Origin of the sequence: Synechococcus sp. H55.2, assembly GCF_047462495.1 — a bacterium.
GTDB lineage: Bacteria > Cyanobacteriota > Cyanobacteriia > Thermostichales > Thermostichaceae > Thermostichus.
Window position 1 is genome coordinate 1 of sequence record NZ_JANSJH010000066.1, and the last position, 4,953, is coordinate 4,953.

The 4,953-nt window shown below is 56.3% G+C and carries 5 protein-coding genes; 1 reads left to right on the forward strand and 4 read right to left on the reverse strand.

The window, feature by feature from the left end:
• Nucleotides 1-61 precede the first annotated feature (61 nt).
• Together NW844_RS08715 and trxA are read right to left on the reverse strand one after the other, a co-directional pair.
• Nucleotides 62-1,132: an LOG family protein gene (locus NW844_RS08715; RefSeq protein ID WP_414334998.1), complete on the reverse strand. Its 1,071-nt coding sequence runs from the start codon at nucleotides 1,130-1,132 to the stop codon at nucleotides 62-64.
• 308 nt (nucleotides 1,133-1,440) lie between these two features.
• Entirely contained in the window at nucleotides 1,441-1,797 is a 357-nt protein-coding gene (trxA, locus tag NW844_RS08720; RefSeq protein WP_414334999.1) for a thioredoxin, read from the reverse strand.
• A gap of 303 nt (nucleotides 1,798-2,100) precedes the next feature.
• On the opposite strand from trxA, the gene NW844_RS08725 reads away from it, so the two are divergent.
• Nucleotides 2,101-2,841, forward strand: a complete 741-nt coding sequence (locus tag NW844_RS08725) for an MT-A70 family methyltransferase (protein WP_414335000.1) — start codon at nucleotides 2,101-2,103, stop codon at nucleotides 2,839-2,841.
• Between the two features lie 159 nt (nucleotides 2,842-3,000).
• Here NW844_RS08725 and NW844_RS08730 read toward each other — a convergent pair whose 3' ends face one another.
• Together NW844_RS08730 and NW844_RS08735 are read right to left on the reverse strand one after the other, a co-directional pair.
• On the reverse strand, nucleotides 3,001-3,744 hold the full coding sequence (locus tag NW844_RS08730; protein ID WP_414335009.1) for an NUDIX hydrolase: 744 nt from the start codon (nucleotides 3,742-3,744) through the stop codon (nucleotides 3,001-3,003).
• A gap of 106 nt (nucleotides 3,745-3,850) precedes the next feature.
• Nucleotides 3,851-4,953: ABC transporter ATP-binding protein (locus NW844_RS08735; RefSeq protein WP_414335001.1), on the reverse strand; the 1,103-nt coding region annotated here is incomplete at its 5' end.

Consider the following 4,953-nt stretch of genomic DNA (forward strand, 5'->3'; position numbering starts at 1 on the left):
GGGAGAGGGGCTGGGGGTGAGGGAGTCCCTCAGGGAGAGGGGCTGGGGGTGAGGGCAGCACCTACTTTTGGTCGGGGCGCATTTGCAGAGGATCCGGCTGTCCTGGATGAAGCGTGTTGATCCGGCGCACCATTTGCCACAGCCGTCCAAAGTTACGCTGGTTAAAGTGCATCACCAGCCGCGGCAGATGGGCAATATCTTCCTCAGCTTCTTCCGGCAGGGCCTCGGTTTGCTCGATCCGGCCCCCATCGAGAATGTCGGCAAACTCTTCATTCAAGGTATCCAGAGCTTGGGGCGAGAGTTTGGTATTCAGGCGCAAGACCAAAAGCTCCCGCACGTAGCGATTGCTGTGAAAGACGCGATAAAAATCGACAATCTGCTGGCAGGCATCTCCCACATCATCAGTTAAGGTGTAGAGGAAAAGATCTTCTGGGCTGATTAGGCCGCGGCCAAGCAAGTGCTCCCGCACGTACTCATCCCATTCCTTCCAGTAGCAGCCACCTGTTCTGTCCACCAGCACCAAGGGCATGAGCTTGGTTTTGCCGGTTTGCATTAGGGTTAAGCATTCAAAGGCCTCATCCTGGGTGCCAAAGCCGCCAGGGAAAAGCACCAGCGCGTCGGTTTCTTTGACAAAGAAGAGCTTGCGAGAAAAGAAATACTTGAAGTTGATGACCCGATCACTGGCAGCAATGACGGGATTGGCCATCTGCTCGAAGGGAAGCTGGATGTTGAGCCCAAATGAGTTTTCCAGCCCTGCCCCTCGATTGCCGGCTTCCATGATACCGCCCCCGCCCCCCGTCAGCACCATGAACCCCCGCTGGCTGATGCAGTGGGCAAACAACTGGGCCTGACGATATTCGGGACTTTCCGGCCCCAGCCGTGCCGAGCCGAAAACGGTGATCTTGCGCTGATGGACATAGTTTTGAAAGGCAGCAAACCCCTGTTCCAAGTCCTCAAGAGTGGCCGCCAAGATTTTGGCATCCAAGCGGCTTAGCTCCAGGGATCCCATGCGCTGCAAAGACTGCAAAATCCGCAGCCACGCTGTCCGGTTGGGGTGATGTTCCAACTGCTTTAGGCGGGTCTCAGCGCTGGAAAAAACCTCTCGCAGAAGAGAAGAAACTGAATCGGTCAAGCTGGGATCCAAAGCTCTCTAAGATTCACTCTAATGAGTTCTCGGCACAAAATATCAACCAAGTTCCCATCCAGACCTCAAAAGTTACATTCCGAAACATCTGGGCTCCTGTCCCGGCTACTTCGCCCAGGCCTCGACCCACCTCTGCGTAGCGGTAGTCAGGAGATTTCTTACACCGCCCAGAGGTGAACCCATAAACGCCAAGACAAAGCCTTGAAGTCCTGCCTACTGGCGCCTGTGCTCATCGGCCTTGCGAGTTTTTCACCACAGCAGACGAGCAGAGCGTAGCACAGCAACTTGGTCGCGCACTAAAGTACGGAGCTACCCAGCTTATCTTCTGTGTCGAAGTGCTTTTCCAAAATTGTGGTCAGAGTTGCCTTGGGCACAGCACCGACCACCACATCCACCTTTTGGCCGCCTTTGAACAACATCAGAGTGGGAATGCTGCGAATACCGTACTGACTGGCAGTTTGAGGATTCTCATCAGTATTGATCTTTACAACCTTAACTTTGCCGGCATACTGCTCAGCTATCTCCTGAACCACAGGAGCCACCATGCGGCAGGGGCCACACCAAGGTGCCCAAAAATCGACCAAGACCGGAATATCGCTGCGAAGCACCTCTTCTTCAAAGGTGGCATCAGCGATATCTATTGCTGCAGACATGCTTGGAGAACTCCTGAAACAATACCTATCATGGTTCCTAATCTTAGCACAGCTCTCTGGCTGCTGCCGCCTGCTTCCACCACGGCCTACCCCCTTGCAGAGGGTGCCTCTGGGAACATGGCCCACACCAACGGCATCGCAAAGTATCTGGCTGGGGCTGAAACGGGCTTCTACAGGCTCTATCATCGCTTTAGCGGTGAGGCTGTGATGGGGCCCGAGCGAGGATAATTGCCGTGTCCACACGCTTATCCCCAAAGCCGAGGGCGTGTGCCTCATCTGCACCAGTCCCACGGAAGCCATAGCATGACAAAAAACCCACCGCGCTCTTTGGATAAAACGCCAGACCAGATGCCTGCCCGCGCGCCAGGCGAGAAAACTGGGATCCCGCACACCATGGACGATCCCTCAGTCATCGCAACGAACCTGGATAAGCGCTACCGAGTTCTTGTCGTTGATCCACCTTGGAACCAAGGCAAAACCGGCAAACGCAAGGCTCGTCCCAATCAAACCACAACTCTGGACTATCCCACAATGAGCAAGGAAGAATTGATGAAGTTACCCATCAACCTGTGGGCGGAAGAGCAGAGCTTCTTGTGGTTGTGGGCAACCAATAGCAAGGATCGCAGCACCGGAGAGCCCATCCTGAAGATAGCGTTCGACTTAATGGAAGCGTGGGGATTCACCTTCTATACAATGATCACATGGAATAAGCGTACTGGCCCATGTCCATTTGGACCTTACCAAGTTACCACTGAGCACGTTCTATTCGGATATAAGGGCAAGGCTGTGTTTGATCGAAAACATTTTGGTAAGATGCAGACCTGCTTTACAGAAACTCCGACAACTCATAGCGCCAAACCGGATTCCTTCTACAAGCGTATTGCGGAATATTTTGAAGGGCCGCGCCTTGATGTGTTCGCGCGCCAGGTACGCGATGGCTACGACGGATGGGGCAACCAATACGGTCTGCTGACTCCAGATGCAAAACGACCAAGAGTGCTGCGTCATGCCAAAAGCTGTCAAGATACTCCTGCCGCATGCTAGTTATCGATACCCTGAACCACAGCTTTTTCCGACTTTATGGGAGCGAAGTTGCACATTATCTCGGCATAAGCCTTTGTCCGGGTAGTCATGTACAGAACCCCCTTTAATATAGAAGCGAATCTGTACCCACCAAATCTGGCTGGATCCCTCCAGCAGACCTCAAACGAATACCATCGGCTTGTGCCGGATTTTCTCGAAAGCGGCTGCATCAAAACGGTAAAGAGTTGCCGGTCTGCCTGTTCCCTGGGTGCTTTTCTGGCCGGTATCCCGCAAAATGCCCAGTTTTAGCAAGCGGGCGCGAAAATTGGAGTAATCGGAGAACCCCTCGCCCAAAACGGTGCCGTAAAGCTGATAGACCTCCCCCAGCGTGAAGGTGGCGGGCAAAATATCGAAAGCAATCGGGCTGTACTCTAACTTGGCGCAGAGGCGACGGCGAGCGTAGCGGCAAATTGCTTCGTGGTCAAAGGCCAAAGGGGGAATCTGGTCAGCGGGATACCAGGCAATGCCCTCCACTCCGTCTGCCAGCAGTTGAGCATCCTGGAATCGCACCAGAGCAAAGTAGCTGACCGACAGGTAGCGTAGCCCACAGGCATCCTCGGCCTCGCGGGGATCCCGTTCTGGCCCAGCGAAGGTGTAGAGCTGCTCCAGGTAGAGATTTTTAACACGAATTTTCTCTGCCAAGATGCGGTAGGCCGCTGCCTCTAGGGATTCTGAGCGTCGCACCAGCGTTCCTGGCAGAGCCCAGCAACCGCGGAAGGGATCCTCCCGCCGCCGCACCAGCAGCACCAGAAGGCGATTCTGCTCGGTATCGATGGAAAAAATGACCGCATCCACACCGACGCGGAACTCCGCCAACGCGGTTCGCTCCTCCACTGTGCCGGCAATGATGCGGGATCCCTGCATAGATTGCCACTGCCCCTCCATCAACAGCCTACCCAGTTTGCTGCCAGATAGGGAGCGCCTGGGTCATGCCTCCGGGAGAACGTCGGGCAAAAGGGCGGCTTTTGGGTCAGGTTTGTTTTTGTAGCGGGGATCCCTCAGGCCCAGCAATGGGAAACAGACGACCTTGCCCGATGGCAATTCGAACTCGCGTGCCCACAGGCAGCGCTTCCCGCGCCAGGGCGTGCAATTCTTTGCCAGACTCTGCGATCAAGCAATAGCGATACTCTCGTCCCAAAAACTGTCGATCCCGGATGACAAGGCCGCCCTGAGGGTCAGGATGCAAATGCAACTCCTCCTGCCGAATCATCAGCTCTGCGCAGCGCAAGCTGGGGTCGCGCTGATCTCCCAAAGCCTGAAAGGGGATGTGCGACAGCTCTTCAGCCTGCCAACCGAACTCCCGCCGCTCACAGCGAAGAAAGTTGGCTTGGGTAATAAACTCGGCCACAAAGCGGGTGGCCGGCTCTCGATAGACTTCCTCCGGGGATCCCCATTGCTCAATACGCCCTTCCCGCATCACCGCCACCCAATCGGAAAGGCAGAGGGCCTCTTCCTGGTCGTGGGTGACGAAAATGGCCGAGGTCTGGGTTTGCTTGAGGATTTTGCGGATTTCCTCCCGCAGATAGTAGCGCACCTGCACATCCAGATTGCTGAGCGGCTCATCCAAAAGGATCAGGCTGGGCCTGGGGGCCAAAGCCCGAGCCAGGGCCACCCGCTGCTGTTGCCCGCCGGAAAGCTCGTGCGGATAACGATGGGCGTAGTCCTCTAGACCCACCAACCGCAAGACCTCGTAAGCCCGTTCCCGCGCCTGTTGGGCAGCGCCTCGCAACTCAGGTGAGGAGGAGCGATTGCCGCCCCCCCCTGCCGACGCAAATAGGGTGGCGGGCCGGAGTCCAAACATCACATTGGCCAACACGTCCAAGTGGGGAAACAGGGCAAAATCCTGAAACACCAGCCCCACCCCCCGCTGCTCCGGTGGGATCCATTGCCCCTCCCCGGCCACCACTCGCCCCCCCAGCAGGATCCGCCCGCCATCCGGCTGCTCAAAGCCGGCAATGGTGCGCAATAAGGTGGTTTTCCCGCAGCCCGACGGGCCCACAATCCCCAAGATGTCTCCCTGGGGCAGACGAAACGCCACTTCCTGCAAAACCAACTGCCGCTGGCCGGGAAACC